This is a genomic window from Candidatus Tisiphia endosymbiont of Xenochironomus xenolabis (genome assembly GCF_964264705.1).
Classification (GTDB): Bacteria; Pseudomonadota; Alphaproteobacteria; order Rickettsiales; family Rickettsiaceae; genus Tisiphia.
This window is the reverse complement of sequence record NZ_OZ183473.1, coordinates 1,245,129-1,263,267: the sequence shown is the minus strand read 5'-3', so window position 1 is coordinate 1,263,267 and position 18,139 is coordinate 1,245,129. Positions and strand designations below refer to the sequence as shown.

At 31.3% G+C, this 18,139-nt stretch carries 16 protein-coding genes and 1 pseudogene; 8 read left to right on the top strand and 9 right to left on the bottom strand.

All coding sequences use genetic code 11. The annotated features are described in order from the left end of the window. Nucleotides 1-160 precede the first annotated feature (160 nt). The 4 genes from ACFELY_RS06115 to miaA form a co-directional block, all read right to left on the bottom strand. Nucleotides 161-2,221: a S9 family peptidase gene (locus tag ACFELY_RS06115; protein ID WP_375333923.1), complete on the bottom strand. Its 2,061-nt coding sequence runs from the start codon at nt 2,219-2,221 to the stop codon at nt 161-163. 7 nt (nt 2,222-2,228) lie between these two features. Next, complete coding sequence (locus ACFELY_RS06110) at nt 2,229-3,890, bottom strand: proton-conducting transporter membrane subunit (RefSeq protein WP_375333922.1); 1,662 nt, start codon at nt 3,888-3,890, stop codon at nt 2,229-2,231. A 190-nt stretch (nt 3,891-4,080) separates the two neighbouring features. Continuing rightward, the gene (locus ACFELY_RS06105) at nt 4,081-4,395 is read right to left on the bottom strand and encodes a YciI family protein (protein WP_375329829.1); all 315 of its coding nucleotides are present in this window, start codon (nt 4,393-4,395) and stop codon (nt 4,081-4,083) included. 271 nt (nt 4,396-4,666) lie between these two features. Next, a complete protein-coding gene (gene miaA, locus ACFELY_RS06100; RefSeq protein WP_375333921.1) occupies nt 4,667-5,584 on the bottom strand; it encodes a tRNA (adenosine(37)-N6)-dimethylallyltransferase MiaA in 918 nt (305 codons plus the stop codon). A gap of 88 nt (nt 5,585-5,672) precedes the next feature. Between miaA and ACFELY_RS06095 the strand changes: the two genes are divergently transcribed. The 5 genes and pseudogenes from ACFELY_RS06095 to ACFELY_RS06075 form a co-directional block, all read left to right on the top strand. Beyond that, a complete protein-coding gene (locus ACFELY_RS06095; protein ID WP_341759150.1) occupies nt 5,673-6,956 on the top strand; it encodes an MFS transporter in 1,284 nt (427 codons plus the stop codon). Then, nucleotides 6,940-8,712: an ABC transporter ATP-binding protein gene (locus ACFELY_RS06090; protein WP_375333920.1), complete on the top strand. Its 1,773-nt coding sequence runs from the start codon at nt 6,940-6,942 to the stop codon at nt 8,710-8,712. The genes ACFELY_RS06095 and ACFELY_RS06090 overlap by 17 nt, the downstream gene beginning before the upstream one ends. 52 nt (nt 8,713-8,764) lie before the next feature. Then, nucleotides 8,765-9,784 (top strand): DNA cytosine methyltransferase, encoded by a 1,020-nt coding sequence (locus tag ACFELY_RS06085; protein WP_375333919.1) that lies wholly within the window; start codon nt 8,765-8,767, stop codon nt 9,782-9,784. 15 nt (nt 9,785-9,799) lie between these two features. After that, the gene (locus tag ACFELY_RS06080) at nt 9,800-10,672 is read left to right on the top strand and encodes a hypothetical protein (protein WP_375333918.1); all 873 of its coding nucleotides are present in this window, start codon (nt 9,800-9,802) and stop codon (nt 10,670-10,672) included. 522 nt (nt 10,673-11,194) lie between these two features. Beyond that, a pseudogene (locus tag ACFELY_RS06075) lies at nt 11,195-11,284 on the top strand (IS5/IS1182 family transposase); the annotation flags it as partial. A 258-nt stretch (nt 11,285-11,542) separates the two neighbouring features. On the opposite strand, the gene ACFELY_RS06070 reads toward ACFELY_RS06075, so the two are convergent. From ACFELY_RS06070 to dapD, 5 genes are all read right to left on the bottom strand, one after another. Beyond that, complete coding sequence (locus ACFELY_RS06070; protein ID WP_341758831.1) at nt 11,543-12,361, bottom strand: IS3 family transposase; 819 nt, start codon at nt 12,359-12,361, stop codon at nt 11,543-11,545. Nucleotides 12,362-12,368: 7 nt separating this feature from the next. Continuing rightward, complete coding sequence (locus ACFELY_RS06065; RefSeq protein WP_375333457.1) at nt 12,369-12,668, bottom strand: transposase; 300 nt, start codon at nt 12,666-12,668, stop codon at nt 12,369-12,371. A 117-nt stretch (nt 12,669-12,785) separates the two neighbouring features. Then, nucleotides 12,786-13,253 carry a GNAT family N-acetyltransferase gene (locus tag ACFELY_RS06060; protein WP_375333917.1) on the bottom strand — a complete coding sequence of 156 codons (468 nt, stop codon included), beginning with the start codon at nt 13,251-13,253 and terminating at the stop codon, nt 12,786-12,788. A 514-nt stretch (nt 13,254-13,767) separates the two neighbouring features. Then, on the bottom strand, nt 13,768-14,931 hold the full coding sequence (dnaN, locus tag ACFELY_RS06055; protein ID WP_341759145.1) for a DNA polymerase III subunit beta: 1,164 nt from the start codon (nt 14,929-14,931) through the stop codon (nt 13,768-13,770). A 4-nt stretch (nt 14,932-14,935) separates the two neighbouring features. After that, complete coding sequence (dapD, locus tag ACFELY_RS06050) at nt 14,936-15,763, bottom strand: 2,3,4,5-tetrahydropyridine-2,6-dicarboxylate N-succinyltransferase (RefSeq protein WP_341759144.1); 828 nt, start codon at nt 15,761-15,763, stop codon at nt 14,936-14,938. A gap of 100 nt (nt 15,764-15,863) precedes the next feature. Here dapD and ACFELY_RS06045 point away from each other — a divergent pair, with 100 nt between their 5' ends. The 3 genes from ACFELY_RS06045 to recR all read left to right on the top strand — a co-directional run bounded on the left by ACFELY_RS06045 (nt 15,864) and on the right by recR (nt 17,955). Then, nucleotides 15,864-16,514: an MJ0042-type zinc finger domain-containing protein gene (locus ACFELY_RS06045; RefSeq protein WP_341759143.1), complete on the top strand. Its 651-nt coding sequence runs from the start codon at nt 15,864-15,866 to the stop codon at nt 16,512-16,514. Nucleotides 16,515-16,611: 97 nt separating this feature from the next. Next, the gene (locus tag ACFELY_RS06040) at nt 16,612-17,097 is read left to right on the top strand and encodes an RDD family protein (RefSeq protein WP_375333916.1); all 486 of its coding nucleotides are present in this window, start codon (nt 16,612-16,614) and stop codon (nt 17,095-17,097) included. A 258-nt stretch (nt 17,098-17,355) separates the two neighbouring features. Beyond that, nucleotides 17,356-17,955 (top strand): recombination mediator RecR, encoded by a 600-nt coding sequence (gene recR / locus ACFELY_RS06035; protein WP_341759141.1) that lies wholly within the window; start codon nt 17,356-17,358, stop codon nt 17,953-17,955. Nucleotides 17,956-18,139: the final 184 nt, after the last annotated feature.

Below are 18,139 nucleotides of genomic sequence, written 5' to 3'. Positions count from 1 at the left end.
GTCATTGCGAGAATGCGTAGCCAACGAAGCAATCTATTCCTGGTCACTTTTTGGATTGCCGCGTTGCCGCAATTCGGTTCCTCGTAATGACGCTTGGTGAGCATATTTTTTATTCATCATAAGAAAGCAAAAAAACCGTGAACGCTCACAATCCGGTTAACTATACTATCTGACTTATACCAAAAACCATAAATATAAATATTATCTCATCGGCTGCTTCTTTTAGATAATCGAAACGACCAGAAGAACCTTTATGCCCTGAATCCATATTAGTTTTTAGCAATAATATGTTATTATCTGTTTTTGTTGCTCGAATCTTTGCTGCCCATTTAGCTGCTTCCCAATACCCAACTCTAGGGTCAGAAATTCCAGCCGTGATAAATAGACTCGGGTAGTTTTGAGCTTTTATATTATCATACGGAGAATAAGACTTAATATAGTTAAAATAATCTAGCTCTTTAGGATTGCCCCACTCCTTAAATTCACTAGGGGTTAATGGCAGTTCTTCATCGAGCATAGTATTTAATACGTCAACAAAAGGCACATGGGCAAGGGCTGCTTTAAATAATTCTGGTTGTTCATTAATGACCGCTCCAATTAACATCCCTCCTGCACTTCCTCCACAAATTACTATATTACCCTGGCTAGTATATTTTTCTTTAATTAACTGTTTAGCAGAAACAATAAAGTCATCAAAAGTTCTTTTTTTATTGAGGAATTTAGCAGCTTGATACCAATCATGCCCAAGATCGTCTCCACCTCTAATATGAGCAAGAGCATAAACAAACCCACGATCTACAAGAGAAATAGCGGTATTCCTAAAGGATACTGGTATGCTGATACCATATGAACCATAACCATATAAATATAAAGGATTCTTCCCATCCTTGTTAAATAATGATTTTTTATATAATAAGGTAATTGGTACTTTAACCCCATCATTATCAGCAAATATTCTTTCCACCATATATTCTTCAGGATTAAAGCCACTTGGTATTTCCTGTACTTTCAATATTGATAGTTGCTCACTGTTAAAATCATAACTATAAGTGGTGTTCGGTCTAGCAAGCGAAGAATAATTTACTCGAATATCATCTTCATCAAAATTAGTAGAGAAGGCTGAAGCAGTAAAAGCAGCATCCGGGAAATGAATAATTTTTTCATTCTGCTCTTTAAGATGCTTTATTTTAATAACTGGTAATCCTTGATCACGATAATTAACTATTAAATAATTGTTAGTAATATTAAAACTAGCTAAATATTTAGTTGGGTCTTCTGGTATATAATTATTTTCCCATAAATCATTTTGAAAATTACGCACATTTACTAACACTATGCGAAAGTTTTTTGCCCCTTCATTGGTATTAATATAAAAATTATCACCATTATGCTCAACATCATAAAAAACTCCTCCCTTTAGAGGTCTAAGAAGCTTAGGCTCAAAGCTATGATCCCACATTGCTAGAACATATGTTTCATTTGCATCATGACCAGATACATCAACGAAAATATATTGTCGACTGGATGACTTACTAACGTTCAACTGATATAATGGATCTGTTATATGATGTACTAACTTATCATCGGAAATTGCATGATCTATGAAGTGAATCATTAATTTATCATGACGAAAATTCTCATTAATCGGCATATAAAAGAACCCTTTCAGATATTCATGCCAAATTATAGTGCGACTCACATTATGTATTTCATCTGGTAAATATTCTTTGGTCTTTAAATTATAGACTTTAATTGTATATTTTTCATCCCCGGTAAAATCAACACTATAAGCTAGTAGCATATGATCGGGAGAGATTGATACTAGACCTAGATCAGTAAATTTATTATCTTTAGCAATAACATTGATATCTAATATAATTTCTTCCGGAGCATCTATTGACCCAATTTTTCGGCAATATATAGGATATTCAGCATTTTCTTCAGTTCTGGTATAATAATAGTAATTATCTTTTTTTACGTAAGTTGACTGATCAGCAAGTTTAATTCTGCCCTTTAACTCCTCAAATATTTTATCTTTTTCTTTTTGTAATGGCTCAAAAAATTGCTCGGAATATTTATTTTCTGCCTGTAAATATTCTATGATTTTTTTATCGCTAACATTAGGCCATTCGATATCTCTAAGCCAGTTATATTGATCTGTAAATTTTTTACCGTGCAATGTAAAACTGTAATCGATCTTATCGGCTATAGGTGGCTGCATTTTGCCCTCATTTAGTGCTTATTATTATAAAAGTAATTAACGATATAATTACGACTAATAGACTTGTTGATTGATTATGCAAAGATTTTATCTTACGTAAAGCATTTTTTTCTACTCTTTTCAAAACAGGGTATTCCGCCCCTAGTCTATCATTAAAATCGTGTCCCACTAAGTGATATTTGTAATAAATACGACGAAAATTATTTTCAACAAACTGAAATAAATCTAAATTTATGTTAGCAGTTGAACGTCTAGAAATCTTTTTATTAAAAACCACACTAAGCAATATACCTATTATTATTATTACTATTTGCTTTACTATATCCAACCAATTTATATCAAGTGTTTCAACAGGATAAGATGACCATACTAATTTTAAGCCTTGCTCTAAAAAGAAATTAGTTGCCAATACAAATGATAGCATGACCAATAAGCTGACTTTGCTCAAAATATTCACTATAGGGTAAAAGTCCTTAGTCAGAGATTTGTATTTAACCGTAGAAAATAAAGCCGCACATGTTATAATTTTTAATAGGAAAATAGCATAATAATTAATATCCTGATTCAAAACATTGGTCACAATAATTTTGCTAACAAAACTAGCAAGAGGAGGTAAGGCTATAATGAATAATACACTAATTATTAAACTACCAAGCAATAAAGGGTTTCTCCATGAGTAAAGCCCTTTTATCTCAGAGCAATTTTCTACATTACCTTTATCTATTAATATAGCAACATATAGACCAAATAAAGCTTTATACAATATATGGACAAAAAGAAAAACTATGATTCCTAAATTTGCTTGTTGAGATTTTGTGCCAATGGCAATCACCATAAATCCAAGCTGAGAAACAGTAAGATAACAGACTAATCTCTTGATGTTATCTTCTATACAAGCATAAACCCCACCATATATAATCATTAATAATCCAAAGAATTTAAGTATTTCTAAACCACTAAATAATTTAAGAAGTATAATGATCGATATTTTACTAGTAAAGCTGGTTAAATATATCATCCCTGAAGTTGAGGCAAATGGATAACAATTAACAATCCATCCGGAAAAAGGTATGCTCGCTACATTAATTAAGCAACCACTAAGTATTAGAACATAAAAGATAAAAGAAGCATCTCTGTTCTCTATCAATTGGCTAAGAGAAATAATTTGTATGTTAGAACTATTGGTGATTATATAACTAATCCCTATTAAGATAAGACTACCACTTATAAGATGTGTAAGGAAATACTGTCTTGCCGCCCTAATACTATTTTTACAATTACCGTAAAAAATTAACAAAGTGGCACATATCATCATCATTTCTAGAGCAACAAACATCGAGATAAAATCCCCAGCAAATAAACAGATCAAGGAAGAGGCTGAGTATAAACTACCTATCAATACCTCAAATTTCCTGTTTTGGCTAATGGCATATAGGTTAGTCACCAACGTTATCACCATAAAAGCAAGTGCTATTAATTTATTTTCATTACTAAAATTAATAATAAAACTATTATTATATAGATTAATTACCGCCTCATTTTGGCTGTTAATTAATAATATACCAGCAACTATTGGATAGATTATTGAGGTAATATAAAATGTCTTTCTAAATTTAAAATAGAGAAACAGGATAAACAAAAGAATAAGTAAGGTAGGGTAAATCATCATTAATTCTAATTATTGTTTTATAAGGATTATAGCTAACCAGGATAAATATTTATTGTAAATTGTCATTTCCGCGTAGTTGTTGTCCAATAAATGTGGATTGCCGACCTACTTGCGTGGTCTCACAATGACGTATACGTTTTAGCTATATGATTATAAATTACTAGTTTGTTATGGAATTCTTTATACAATATTATATATTCTTAGTATCGTTATAAATATTTTTAGTAAAATATGCGAATTTTTCATGGTATTTTGTAGGGGTAAAATCAATTATTTCATAATTAGCGATATTATTAATGTAAAATGGATCTTCTTTTATTATACTATCAACTTGCTTCTTGTCCTTAATATTTGCAAGAATAATACCTCCTGTTCTAGGATTTTTACGACCTGATACAATAAAGCAACCTTTAGAATAATAATTATCTAGAAATTTTATGTGACTTGCAATAAACTTTTCAACAACAGCAAGATTTGTTTTGTAAGTAATATTTATAATAAACATTTAATATCCTCTCCTCACTTAATTCCTCAGGTTACAAAGTGACCACAATAAAATATGGGCATATCAATTACCTCAATTTTTCTTCTCTCCATTCTAGCTCTGCAGAAGCAATAAAAATTTAAACCAAATTTATTTAAATTTTTATTGCTAACATAGTTGATCCATTTTAATCGTTTTTTTGATTGCTTCGTCGCCACTAAAGTGGCTCCTCGCAATTACACTGATCTAAATACTAATCGGATTTATAACGTTGCAAATTCAAGTTAATTCACTATAAGTCTATTAATAACTCTTCAAATTGTTGATTATTGGAATATTCTAGAGTAATCTTGTCTTTTATTTGGTTTTTAAACCAGGTAATTTGTCTTTTTGCATATTGCCTGGTTTTAATTTGTGCTAGATTTAAGGCAGTTTGTAAAGTAATTTCATTATTTAGATAAGATAATATTTCTCGCAGACCAATGGTTTTTATTGCAGAAGATATTATATCGGGAAAGTTTTCTTTAATTAGAGCTATTTCTTCAATTGCTCCTTCATTAAATATTTTTTCTAACCTAGTATTACATGTTTGATAAAGAAATTCCCGCTCCGGATTTAGAAAAATTACTTTAAAGTCAAATTCTGGAAGAATGGGTATATTCTGTGTAGCTTGGAAAGTAAATATAGATTGCTTGGTTTGCATAAATACTTCATAGGCTCTTATAACCCTCTGACTATCATGCTTATTTAATTTCTGGCTAGCCAATACATCAAGCTCTTTTAGTTGATTAAAGAATTGACATGAGCCAATCTTAGAGTGCAACTCTCTAACATATTGCCTAATCTCTGGAGATATTGTCGGTATTTCATTATAACCAAAAAGCAGTGAATTAATATATAACCCCGTACCACCAACAATTATTGGTAGCTTACCTCTATTACGGATGTCTGTAATTTTCTCAAGAGCATGATTTACATATTGTATTACTGAAAATTCTTGATCTACGGATAAAAAGTTATAAAGATGATAGGGTATCTCGTCTCGGTATATTGGTGATGGTGAAGCAGTAATAATAGGGATATGCTTATATATCTGCATAGAGTCGCTGTTAACTATCTCGCCATCATATATTTTGGCTAAATAATGTGCCAAATAAGACTTACCACTAGCAGTAGGTCCACATATAACTAACATTTTCTTTTTTTGCATTAAATGTATATACTCAACAATAAAAAATCAACAATGCACAAATAAGATAAAAAAATTATACCATGAAAAAAATAATAGGTCTAGATGTATGACAAGACCGGCGTTCCTAATTGCTTTTTTTACAACAACTGTTCGTTATTATGATTATGCTCTTTTTGGGCTATCAGCAACTATTTTATCCAAAAACTTTTTACCATTAGGATCAAATGATCAACAAATATTATTATTTTTTGCTATATTTAGTATAGCTGTAATAGCTCGTCCTATCGGCTCGATCATTTTTGGTTTTATTAGTGATAAATATGGTAGAATTGTCTCAGTGAGAATTTCGGTATTTTTAGCCACTATCTCGACAATTCTTATAGGGTTAACTCCTAATTTTGATAAAATTGGTATAGTAGCGACAATAATTTTAATATTTTGTCGTATGACATTTTTAATGAGTTTAGCAGGAGAAAGTGATGCAATAAAAATTTATGTTGTAGAAAAAGTGGGTAAGGCAAGCAAAAATTGTGCTAGTGGTATTGTATCATTTTGTAGTCAGGTTGGAGCATTGCTTGCGGCAGCAATTTACCATTTTTCTACAGAGTTTGAGTCAATTGCTTATTTATGGCGAGCGAATTTTATTATTGGTGGAATTTTTGGCTTAATTATTATATTCTTGAGGCATTATTTTCATGAAAGCGAAGAATTTTTAAAATCTAGAAAAGATCACAAATCTGCTGATTATAACTTTTTTTATTTGGCAAAGATTATCAAAAATTTGCCTAGCAAATTTATTTTAGCAATATTAATCAGTGGTTGTATAGGGGGTATTTACCATTTTCTCATTTATTTTTGGGGAGTCTTTGCTGTAAAAAGTGCATTGGTTATGAATAGCCATCAATCTCAAATTATCAATATAGTTTTAATAAGCATTTATGCTAGTATGTCGGTGTTGTCTGGTTTTTTAGCCGATAGGTTTTATCCTAAAAAACAAATTATCATCTCACTATCATTAAGTTTGTTAGTGATAATTATTGTCCAATTGCTATTATATATAAAAATCTCGATAATTTACTTTCCGGTAATACTTATCGGACTTGCTCCATTTTACGTAGTGCCATTACAAATTATTGTCCAATCTATGTTTGTAACTAATATTAGGGCTAGAATGTGTAGCCTATCTCATTCACTTGGTGGAATGATACTTTCATCGACAACGCCATTTTTTTGTATGTTATTATGGCAATATTTTAATTCAATATACTTAGTGCTAGGATTTTTTATGTTATTATTACTAATATTGTTCAGTACAGTAATTTATCTGTATAGTGCAAGAGTTGTAACAAATTACCAAACAGAAGGAGAGAATTTTGCCAAAAAAACATAACCTAATAAATTATGACTATAATGCCTATAGCACTGTAAGAAGGCTAATAGTTGACCATATAAGACCATATCTAAAACAGATTGGGATAGCAGTATTGTTTATGGTAGTTAACGCTTGCTGTAATGCTTATATTGTTGAATTAGTCCAACCAACCATTGACCAAATATTTTTAACACATCATCGTCAAATGTTATTATTTTTACCGTTAATGGTAGTACTAACATTTACTATTAAAGGTATTGCTGAATATTATTCAAGTTATTTAATTAAATTTGTTGGTCAGAGAATTTTAACTGATTTGCAAATTAAAATGTATGAACATTTATTATTTGCTGATATTCTATTTATTCAGTCTCAATCATCGGGGCGTTTAATATCACGTTTTACTAACGATATTTCGATGATGCGTGGTGCAGTATCGAATATACTGGTATGTTGTGCCAAACATTTTTTAACAGTACTAGGTCTGATCATAGTGATGTTTAGGTTAGAACCTAAGCTATCTTGTATTGTATTTATGGCATTTCCAGCAGCAATTTATCCAACACAACAATTAGGACGGAAAATTCGCAAAATATCCGGTCAAGCTCAAGAGGAATTAGCTAATTATACTTCAAGGTTAGATGAGACTTTTGGGTCAATTAAAATTGTTAAGTCTTTCTTAGGAGAGAAAATTGAAAGCAATCGAGCTTTATTGATTTCCAGCAATATTTTACGTTTTCTAAAAAAAACTGCCAAATTGGATGCACTGATCTCACCGCTTATGGAAATATTAAGTGGTATAACAGTTGGTGGGCTTATTTGGTATGGTGGATTGTTAGTCATAGAAGGAGAGACTACTCCAGGAGCGCTTTTTGCTTTTATTACAGCCTTTATCACAGCGTATAGACCTTTTAAGAGTTTGGTGTCTTTAAATATCAACCTACAAGAGGGAATTGCTGCGACAAGAAGAATATTTAATATTCTAGATACTGAGCCTGTTATTAAAGATAGTGTAAATGCTCTAACTGTTCCGTTAGTTAATCCATCAGTAGTTTTTAACAATGTCGAGCTAAAATTTAATAATAAAGTAGCTTTAAAGCATCTGAATTTACAATTAATGCAAGGAAAGACTACAGCTGTTATAGGACGTTCTGGTAGCGGCAAAACTTCATTAGCTAATTTATTAGTAAGATTTTATAACCCAACTAGCGGGCAAATTTTAATTGATGATTACGATATTAAAGATATAAAAATTGACTCTTTAAGACGGCAAATCTCTTTAGTAACGCAAGATACTACATTATTTGACACTAGCGTTGCAGAAAATATTGCTTATGGTAACCCAGATGCCACTCGCAGTGAAATTATTACTGCGGCAAAATATGCTGATGCTGATGAGTTTATTTCACAGCTCCCATTCGGTTATGATACGATGATTGGTAATCAAGGTTCAACGCTTTCAGGTGGGCAGCGTCAACGTTTAGCGATAGCTAGAGCCTTTTTGAAGCCAGCAGCAATTTTAGTTTGGGATGAGGCAACAAGTTCGTTAGACCAAAATTCTGAGCGATTAATTTTAAATTCTTTAGTAAATCTTCGTAAAGGTAAGACTACCTTAATTGTCACCCATCGTTTATCGAGTATTAAGGATGTTGATCACATAGTTGTTATGAAATCTGGTATGATATTTGAGCAAGGAACTCACTCACAGCTTATAGAAAATAAAGCCGAATATTATAAATTATATCATAAAGAATTAGAAGAGGGGGAGAAGTGATAAGGTTAATATAGAAAAACAAATATACTACTATGATTTTAAGATTGAGATTGTGGTTAAGTTATTTAATATAAAGTTTATAAAAATTGATTTACAAATGTACAAATTTTCTTTCATTGATTTATTTGCTGGGATCGGAGGATTTAGGATTGCGTTGCAGTCAATAGGTGGAAAGTGTCTTTTTTCATGCGAAATAAATGAACATTGCCAAAAAATGTATCAAGAAAATTTTGGTGAAATTCTAGCTGGAGATATCAAAACAATAGATCCAAATGATATACCGGAGTGTGATGTTTTATGTGCGGGATTTCCTTGCCAACCCTTTAGTATTTCAGGTAAAAAAATGGGATTAAAAGATGAACGTGCAAGTGTAATTGAATCGATATTTAATATTGTAAATCATTCAAAGCCTAAAGTTGTGATGCTAGAAAATGTGAAGCATTTATTACATCATAACAATGGTGAAACGTTGCAACACATCGTATCAAACCTTAATAAGATAGGCTATAATATTTCTTACAATATACTAAATGCAAAAAATTTTGGAGTTCCACAAAATAGAGAAAGATTAATTATTATTACAAGTTTAAATGGTAAGTTTGATTTTTCTAAGCTTAAAAAACAAAAAACTATAAAAATTCATGATATTTTGGATCAAGAAGGGGATTTTGAATTTCTAGAATCAGATGAATATAAAATTATAGAGAATCCAACTAGACAACAAAGTGGTTTAATATTTTGTGGATATAGGAATAAAAAGATAAGAAATAAAGGAGTTAGGGAGGGAACTGAGCATTTATCTATAGTTCACAAACAACCAAACAGAATATATTCAATTGAAGGTACGCACCCAACATTATCATCGCAAGAAACTTCGGGGCGTTATTGGATATTACTTAATAATGGACGTGTAAGAAAACTAACAATAAATGAGTGTTTTAAAATTATGGGATTTCCTGAAGACTATAAACTAAAATCTTCAATATCTGAGTTATATAAACAAGTCGGAAATTCTGTATGTATTCCAAAGGTAAGAATTATAGGAGAAGCCATAGTTGAACAATTACTGTGATTTATTGAGTTTATTATGGAATATGGAAAAGAATTAGCTACTTTCTTGGAAAAAGTTTCAGTTGAGTCTGACTTCTTTATAGAAGATAGTATTAAAAGTAGATTGGATATTATATTAGATAATTCAGAGCGTAGTAAGGGGGTGCTAACAGTTCTCATTACAAGTGTAGTATACAAGTATTTCCATCCTTCTCAAGATGTTAGGTACCATCAATCAAATATGCAAAATGGATATTCTGGTAGAAGCTTTGATACAAAATATGTTACTCCATTTTTAAGAAAATATGAATTTCCATCAATGTCTGAAAGTGGTTGGCTAACTCGTTCTCTTGAACAACCTTATCCATATATATTAGACTACAAGGGAAAAATATCACCAAAAGAAGTCGCCGAAGCTTTTTTATTAATTCTTAATGAATTAGAAGTTAATAAATATTCAGCAGAGGTAACTCTTAAGTATATTTTTAAGCAACTTTTAATTCAACGGGAAAAGAAGCGGGTTAATCTAGTTCGTCCAACGGAGATAACAATTGCTAATGCAATTTATATTCTTGAAAAGCATTTTTCGTATAAATATAAAGATGGTTTTGGAGCAAGTAGGTTGCCAGTATTAGCAATTTATGCAATATATAAATGTTTTATTGATGAGGTTAAAAGATTTAATTCATGTAAATTGGCTCACCTTGAAAGTCATACATCGTCTGATCTACAAAGTGGTGCTGTAGGGGATATTGAAGTATTTGATAAAAACAACCAAGTTTTTGAAGGTATAGAGGTTAAGTGGAATAGGTTAATCACTAAAGAAACCGTACAAATTGCATTTGACAAATTTCGGATTACTAAAATTCAAAGATATTACATTTTATCAAATTTAAGGTTAACCGCATAAGAATCTGATGCTATTAATGATATAATTCAAAAAATTAAAATCTTACATGGCTGTCAGGTTATCGTTAATGGGGTTATTGATACAATAAAATACTATTTACGTTTATTACAGGATACGTCAAATTTTGTAGACAAATATGTTTCGTTAGTAGAGGTTGATAGAGCTATTAAATACGAGCATAAAATACGTTGGAATGAAATTTTTAATGAGGTTATGGTAGGTGGGATAATTTTAGGTGAATAAATAGACCTCTTGCATAACCTAACCTAATTGGTAATTTTGTTGTCAAAACTCGTATCCGTTCCTCACGTACCTCTTAGTACGCTGCGGTACTCGACTTCGTTTTTCCTAAAAATGCCTCAATTATCTTTAGGTTATGCAAGAGGTCTAATATATAATCACTCAATATCTTACCACCTCTAATTGTAGTTCAATATTTTCTCTTGCTAACTCCTGTAAATAAATAAAATTTTATATTATTAAATGTCTCTTCTATCTTTGCAACCCTTCATTTATTAGTAGTATATCAAAGATAATCAAGAGGAAACAGTTTTAGGTAGAAGCAAAGGTGGTTTTAGTACTAAAATTCATGCCCTCGTTGATGCACTGGGTACCTGTAGGAGCTAATACTGCAATTTTCTTTTGAGTATTTCTTCTAAAGTAAGTTAATAACGTGGATTTTCCTGTTCCTGCTTTACCAGTAATAAAAATATTCCTGCTATTTAATTCCATGAAATTAAGAGATTTGACAAATTGCTCATTCAACTCAATGTTTTTAGTATTACTTAGCACATCATAAGGTGGTCCCCTTTGTCTAGACAAAAATTTAGATAAATAGAGATATAATTCACAAAAATTAAATTGTTGTTTTTATACAATATTTTTTTCAAAATATACACATTCTGGAGTTTTATAATCCAAAGTTTGATGCATCCTTTGTCTATTATAAAAGTCCATATATTCGTTAATTGCTGTCTTTGCCTCCTTTACTGTTGTTAAAATAATCCGATAAATTTTTTCCTGTTTTAATGATCGCCAAAAACGTTCAATAAAAATATTATCTAAGGCTCGTCCCTTACCATCCATACTAATCAAGATATTATGTAGCTTTAGCATACTAATAAAATTCTCCGAGGTAAATTGTACTCCTTGATCAGTATTAAATATTTTTGGCATACCATATTTTTCTATAGCGTCTTCAAGGGCTGTTACACAAAATTCACTTTCCAAACTAATGGAGATTCGCCAACTTAGAATATAACGACTATACCAGTCAATAATAGCTACTAAATATACGAACCCTTGGCTCAGTCTTATATACGTTATATCTGCACTCCAAACCTGGTTTGGCAATACTATTTCTAATCCTTTTAGTAAATAAGGATATATTTTATGTGCCTGATTCCTCTTGCTTAAATTTATTTTAGGATAAACAGCTTCAAGACCCATTATCTTGTAGTAACGTCTAACAGCTTTACGACCTACCGAAAAACCTTGGGCTTGTAAATATTTAGCCATCCGCCGCATACCATAATATGGATGCATAGTATAGGTCTCATCAATTATTGCCATAATCTTGATATCTTGTTCACTAATACCAGTAGGTTGGTAGTAATAGGTTGACCTGCTAATATCCAATAACTTACACTGTTGTACAATTGTTAACTTATTATGATTAGGCTCTATCATATTACACCTAACCTTTAATTCCAAACAATGCAGATTTTTTTTTGAGCCAGTCACACTCAACGCTTAACTGACCAATTTTCTCATATAGATTCTTGATTAACCCCTGCTGATTTGGGTCAGCACTCTGTGTTTTATTCTTAAAACCTTGTACTAACAACTCAAGACCTTGTTTTTTCCAGTTACTTATCTGTGTTGCATGAACACCATACTTACTGGTTATCTGGGCTATTGTTAGCTCTCCCTTAATTGCTTCTATGACAATTTTGCCTTTCTCCTCAGCACTATATTGCCTTACTTGTTTTTTCATCTCTAGCTCTCCTTGTTTGCTAAAGAATTCTATCTCATTTTTCTTATTTTTCTGTCCAAAATATTGGAACCATTATATCAGTTCATTATAGATTCTTTCTCAAAATTATTATTTTGCTCATAATCTCTCCCGCAAATATAATTTCATACCTTCGTGACTAGCGATAAAGCCTAATTTTTCATAGAAATACTTTGCTTTTGAACGCTTTTTATTTGTTGTAAGTTGAATAAGAGAAACATCATTATCTTTAGCATATAAGATAGTTTGAGCAAACATCCACTGACCTATTTTCTGACCTCTATGTTTTTCATCAACCCTTACGGCTTCTATCTGCATGCGAGTACTACCGATAAACGTTAGCGAGGGTATAATAGTGAGATGACATGTACCGATTATCTCGCTTATCTTTTCTACAACCATCAAATATTGGTTTGGATCGCTATCAATCTTATGAAACGCTTTTATGTAACATTTATCCAACTCTGTACTTTTAGATTCACGCGTTTGTCCTAAGTCATCCTCAAGCAATAGTTCTATAATACGAGGTAAATCCTCTATTTTTGCTTTTCTATGTGTTAAATTCATAACTCCTTCCTTAAATATTTAGTATAGAATTAGATCAGCATAGTAGCAAGCAACAAATAGATAATAAATTATCAACTATTACCAATCAATTAATCGAAAAATTACAACAAATACATAATGACAACAAAATTAATGAGCTAACCAATTTCAAAAGACGAGAAGAAATAGTTGCTTGCCTAAGAAGTATAATACTCGATAAACCATTAAGTAAAGATGTTCGAGAATATATTTTGTCTGATAGTTTTAGTCAAACTAACTTATCTCGGAGAAGAAAGCATTAGCTTAATCTCTCTTCCTAATGAAGTGTTAAACAAAATTTTTTCGTACTTAAAACTCTCTAATGTTGAACATAGTGTGCTGATGATCAGACTACACCACTGCTAGGAGAAGAACCTACAGAGTAAATGCATTTGCTTCGTCAGCTACGCCTTCTCGTAATGACGCTTACTTTAGTTATTGTAGGCAGCCTCCTAAAACTAATTCGGGTTAGCTATAAGTGATACTCTTGTTATGATCAAACCTTAACTGGCATAATCACAAAAACGTCTTTAGGATTCTGAAGCGTTTTCAATAACATTGGCGATGATGCATCCAAAAAATATAGGTCAACTTGGTTTGCTTTAGTAGCATTTAACACAGCATTGAGTGCGTCAGTAAGATATTTAGGGTTAAAACCTATAGACAAAGTATCTTCATGATCAAAAACGTATAAATTATTTTCATCTAGTGAATGTGGTATAGTTTCTTTAGCTGCTCCCCTTGCTTCTCCTGAAGCTGTGATTTCAAGCATATCTCTTGATAAAGTTAATTTTATTGCTTGAAATTTATCTATAGTTATTGTTGCTACTCTATCTATAACATCAGCTAGCAATTTGGTATTAATAGTAAGTTTATAGTTATTATCTACTGGGATAAATCCTTGGTAATCCGGGAAAGTTCCATCAATCAGTTTTGATACCATCATAATATCATTGCAAACAAATTTAATTCTATTCACACTTAGAAAAATTTCTACCTCTAACTGAATATTTTTGGGGTCTTTTAATATTTTGACGATTTCCTCGAGAGTTTTTTTAGATAAAATAACACCAAACTTGCTAACCTTATCGACTATTTCTACTACTGACACTGATAATCTATGTCCATCGGTGCTAGCCATACAACATTCTTCATCTTTTACGTAAAAATAAACGCCATTAAGATTATAGCGAGTTTCATCAAGGGACACCGAAAACAGGGTGCCATCGATCATCTTAACAAAATCACGACAAGCTATTTTAAAAATAGCTTCAACATTAATATCATCTAATGCAGGGAATTGATCCGCAGGTAAAGTTAGCAGATTAAAAGCACAATTCTTTCCTAAAATTTCAAGCTGATCGGTTTCATTGGATACACTGAGTACTATATCATTATCAGCTATCTTTTTTACTATGTCATTTAATGTTTTAGTAGATACCGTTATTTCTCCCTCTCTTATTACTTGAGCTGCTATTTTCTGGCTTAAATATATTTCCATATTAGTAGTTATTAACTCTAGTTTCCCATCCTTCGATGATAATTTAATATGACTAAGTTCGGCAACTACATTACGTTTTTCTACTACTGAATTAGCAAAGCTCAAAGCATGAGTTAGGGTTTTTGTCTCAACTATAATCTTTAATTTGTTATTATTCATATATTTAATTTCCTCTTAACAGATCATTTATCGATACCTTACTCCTAGTTCCGGCATCTACCTGCTTAACGATTACGGCACAATATAAACTTGGTTTTCCTGAATCAGCAGGCAAGCTGCCAGGTACTACAACTGAATAGGCTGGAACTTTACCATAAATTATTTTGCCACTTTCTCTATCTACTATCTTCGTAGAAGCACCAATAAATACTCCCATACTAATTACGCTTCCCTCTTCTACTAAAACTCCTTCTGCTATTTCTGATCTTGCACCTATAAAACAATTATCTTCGATTATTACCGGATTATTTTGGATTGGTTCTAACACACCACCAATACCTGTTCCACCGGAAATATGACAATTCTTACCTATTTGGGCACATGAGCCTATAGTAGCCCAGGTATCAACCATTGTTCCCTCTCCTATATATGCCCCTATATTAATAAAAGAAGGCATAACAACAACGTTTTTTGCTAAATAGACCCCTGTTCTAATAATTGCTCCGGGAACAATACGACAGCCATCTGTTTGAAATAATTCTGTACTATAATCTGTAGAAAATTTGGGGGCAATTTTATCATACCACCTCATGCAATCTCCAGAGTAAATTTGTGAATCAGTTAGCATCATATGTAATAAAATAGCTTTTTTTACCCAATGATTAACTTGCCAATCAGCTCCTTCTTTCTTACAAACCCTGATTACCCCTTGATTCAAACCATTAATAATATCCTGCAATATTTGTTTGGCGTAATTAGTTTTTTCTGAATCTTTGGTTAATTTATCGCGTATTTGCCAAAATTCTTCTATAGTATTAATATGTTTTTGCATAAGGTTCTTGCTAAAAGGTAAAAAAAAATCATAATTTACTTTATTTTTAAGTCAACCTAATATACTTAAATATTTTGAGTACATAAATTAGAGCATGTAAATGAGTATTTCCTGCCCAAGTTGTAACACTAACTTTATAGTGTCGAAAGAACAAATAGGTATGACCGGTAGGAAGGTCAAATGTTCACAATGCAACCATATCTGGTATCAAAAATCAGAGCATGAAAAGCAACAACCACCAATTATATCAGATCATCATACAGCAAAAAGTGCTAGCACTAATGAAAATAATAAAATATTTTTAACCCAAGGTACTAATTTGCCAGCTTTATTACCACCAAAAATTCCCCAACATTCAAATATTTTACCTATCTTATTGTTTAGCGTAATTATTCTTTTATTATTATTGTTATTTCAAGAAAAACTTAACATACCAGCTCTGTATAAAGAAAATGATAATATCCTAACTATAGGAAACATCCATGTTGAACAAAATAAAGAAATAGGACAAATTAAAGTTTCCTACCAGATAACCAATAACTCCGACCATGATGTGACCATACCATTAATTAGAGTTAGACTGTTAGATAAAAAATATGTAACGGTAAAATCTTATATAATGCATCACAAAAATATCAAACTCCTACCTAAACAACATATTGATATCGCTACGAATCTTGATGTAGTGCCTCGTTCCAGTGAGTTATTAAATATTATGCTTGGTAATGGTTTGGATCTTATATTACATTAGACTTCTTTCGAAAGAAAATTTATAATATAGTCAATTCAGGAGAATTTAGGGCTAGGAGTCTGTCGGAAATAATTATACAATATAAGCTAGAAAAAAAATGAATAAACAAATTATATACCCCAAACTAGTTCCTAGGATTTTTGCTTCTTGTCTAGATTCATTTTTGTTGTCAATTTTTACAACGCCAATCACTTCCTTTATTTTATCTAGACTATCTTTATTATTTTTTAAAGCTAATATGGCTGACATACTAATAATGGGTAGCAGAAAACCGGAATTACTCCAAAACATAACTGCTAGTGGTATTTTTACATTATTTATTTTAATGCTTATCATTAACTTTGCTCTAGTATCAACATATTTTATTGGTTTTTGGATTTATTGCGGAGCCACACCTGGAAAACTTATTATGCATATGAAAATAGTAGATGCAATAACTCTTGAAAAACCTAGTAAATGCCAATTAGTTAAAAGATTTTGTGGATATGTATTAGTGCTAGTTGGTATTTGGTTTATACTATTTTCTAAACAACGCCAAGCTTTACATGACAAAATTGCTGGAACTGTAGTTATTAAGAATTAAAAAAATACTATAATTAATTACTCACCTTACGCATGGCATTTAAAAGCCATAGGGAAAATAGTCTGGCGTCATTACGAGGAGATCGTAAAGGTCAACGAAGTAATCCAGAAAGTGATCAAAAATGGATTGCTTCGCCCATTACATGGTCTCGCAATGACGTTTTGTACTTTTCCGGAATTTTTAAATTGTCATGGGGTTTATGTGTAAGGTAAGTTAATAAGTTGTTTTAACAACTTTTAAAGTAGTGAAGGTATGTTTATGAATAAATTAAATGAAATAGATCAGTTGGTTTATCTTCTCTCTAAACTACCTGGTCTTGGTCAAAGATCAGCAAGGCGTATAGTCTTACATCTTTTACAAGAAAAAGATGTTAGGCTAAAAAGTCTAATTTCAGTTCTTTGTTGTGTAGATAGTAATGTTGTCAAATGTAATATTTGTGGTAACATAGATTCTCATCATATTTGCAGAGTATGTTCATCTGATGATCGCAACGAATCTATCATAGCAATTGTTGAGACAGTGACAGAATTATGGGCAATAGAGCGTAGTGGTATTTTTAAAGGGCATTATCATGTACTAGGGCATAATTTATCAACTTCTAATGGTCACAACCCCAAAGCACTAAGACTACCGGAATTATTAGCTAGATGCCAGGATAAGAACATTAATGAAATAATTATTGCAACTAATTCTACTTTAGAAGGTCAAACTACCGCTTATTTCATTACTGAATATTTCAAAAATTCCACCATCAAAATATCAAGACTAGCTAGTGGCATTCCAATAGGCGGAGAACTGGACTATTTGGATGAAGGAACTCTATCTGCTGCAATAACATTAAGACAGCCTTTTGACTAATTTACTAAAAGTTATTTATTTTATCAAAATACTTGATATTATACATAAAGTATTAGTTGTATAGTTTGATAATTTCTATTAATGAATTGTCAAAGGTTACTACATTAAATTGTTTATATATGCTGTAAAGTGCTTATTTAAGCAGTTTAATCTTTTCTTAGTTATTTCATATTTCACCTTACAT